This window comes from Plantactinospora endophytica (assembly GCF_016862915.1).
Lineage (GTDB): Bacteria > Actinomycetota > Actinomycetes > Mycobacteriales > Micromonosporaceae > Plantactinospora > Plantactinospora endophytica.
In genome coordinates this window covers 1-1,520 of record NZ_BONW01000075.1, presented here as the reverse complement: position 1 = coordinate 1,520, position 1,520 = coordinate 1, and the positions used below count along the sequence as shown (strand labels likewise).

Annotated in this window: 2 protein-coding genes; one reads left to right on the top strand and one right to left on the bottom strand. The window is 66.3% G+C overall.

Going from position 1 to position 1,520, the window contains the following annotated elements; all coding sequences use genetic code 11:
* Positions 1–113: 113 nt before the first annotated feature.
* Positions 114–461: a YybH family protein gene (locus Pen02_RS41380; protein WP_203871678.1), complete on the bottom strand. Its 348-nt coding sequence runs from the start codon at positions 459–461 to the stop codon at positions 114–116.
* 128 nt (positions 462–589) lie between these two features.
* Here Pen02_RS41380 and Pen02_RS41375 point away from each other — a divergent pair, with 128 nt between their 5' ends.
* Complete coding sequence (locus Pen02_RS41375; RefSeq protein ID WP_203871677.1) at positions 590–1,471, top strand: LysR family transcriptional regulator; 882 nt, start codon at positions 590–592, stop codon at positions 1,469–1,471.
* The last annotated feature ends 49 nt before the right edge of the window (positions 1,472–1,520 follow it).

The window sequence follows — 1,520 nt, the reverse complement described above, 5'->3', positions numbered from 1 at the left end:
ACCCCCGATCATTCCCCCGAACCGACTCGATCATGAAACCGAACCGGACATCCGGCACGACGGCCGTCAGACCGGTTGGCGAGACCCAACGGGGTGCAGCCCAGAATTTTGGGTCAGGCGGAGGCCGGCGGGGTGAACTCGGGCTGGTCGAGTACGCGTAACCAGGATCCGTCCGGTTGGCGACGAACGACCTGCGCCCGCGCACCCGCGCCGTCCTTCGGTGCCGTCGAAGTCAGGGCAAGGTCGCCGCTGACCAGCGTCGGCAACGAGTCCTCCAACTCGAAGTGGGGGCGGTTCGCGAGCACCCGCGCCCAGAGCGCCTGGATCGCCGACCGGCCGACCGTCTGGCCGCCCGGCGGGTACGCCAGCACGGCGTCTTCCGCGTACAGCGCGGCGACGCCCTCGGCGTCCCCGGCGTTCGAGCGCTCGACGAACAGCCGAGTGATGTCCTCCGGTCGCATCGCCTTCTCAGAGTTCGACACGTTGATCCTTCCGCTGTTTCCTGCTGGCTCCGCTTACCGATCGAGCATGCTCTGGCGAGGAGCAGAAGTACAACAGATAATTGTGATGGAAGCTAGAATCAGCAGTTATGGAGCTGAGGCAACTGGAGTACTTCGTGGCGGTGGCCGAGGAGGCGAGTTTCACCCGAGCTGCCGAACGGGTACGGATCAGCCAGTCCGGGGTGAGCGCGCAGGTCCGGCAACTCGAGCGTGAACTCGGCGCAACCCTCATCGACCGCTCTACCAGAGCGGCGACCCTGACGGCCGCCGGCCGGGCAGCGCTCGAACACGCCCGCGCCACGCTCGCCTCCGCCGAAGCGATCCAGCAGGCTGTCGACGAGGTGACCGGGCTGGTCCGTGGTCAACTGACGGTCGGCATGATCATCGGGTGTACGGTGACGCCTCTCTTCGAGGCACTCGAGGCGTTCCACCGCACTCATCCGCAGGTCGAGTTGACGCTGCTCGAGGACAACTCAGATCGGCTCATCGATGGCGTCCGGTCCGGCGCGATCGACCTCGCGCTGGTCGGCACAGCCGAGGCCACGCCCAGCGGCCTGAACGCGCTGACGATCGTCAGTGAACGGCTGGTGGCACTCGTGCCGCCGGAACACCCGCTGGCAAAACGAAAGACGATTGGACTGACCGAACTCGTGGACCATCCGATCGTGTGTATGCCGCAGGGTACCGGGATTCGGACAGTCTTCGACCACGCCTGCGCCGCTCGTCGCGTCAACTCGACCATCGCGCTGCAAGCCAGTGCCGCCGACACGATCGCGGACCTCGCGGCCCGAGGGCTCGGGGTCGCAATCCTCAGTGAGTCGATGGCCGGGCAGTACGGGGACCGATTGACCGCGTTGGAGATCAGCGACGTCGACGCCCCTGCGCTACTCGCACTGGTCTGGACGACCACGCACAACCCCGCCGTCGCCAAACTGGTCCGATACAGCCAGCACGCTTTCACCGGCGTCTGACTGATTTTCGAACCGGAGACGCCGCTGGCCGGGTCCCCTGTAGCGGGAA

Coding starts and splice junctions, on each gene's coding strand:
- Pen02_RS41380 (WP_203871678.1), bottom strand. CDS start 461: ATGCGACCGGAGGACATCACTCGGCTGTTCGTCGAGCGCTCGAACGCC.
- Pen02_RS41375 (WP_203871677.1), top strand. CDS start 590: ATGGAGCTGAGGCAACTGGAGTACTTCGTGGCGGTGGCCGAGGAGGCG.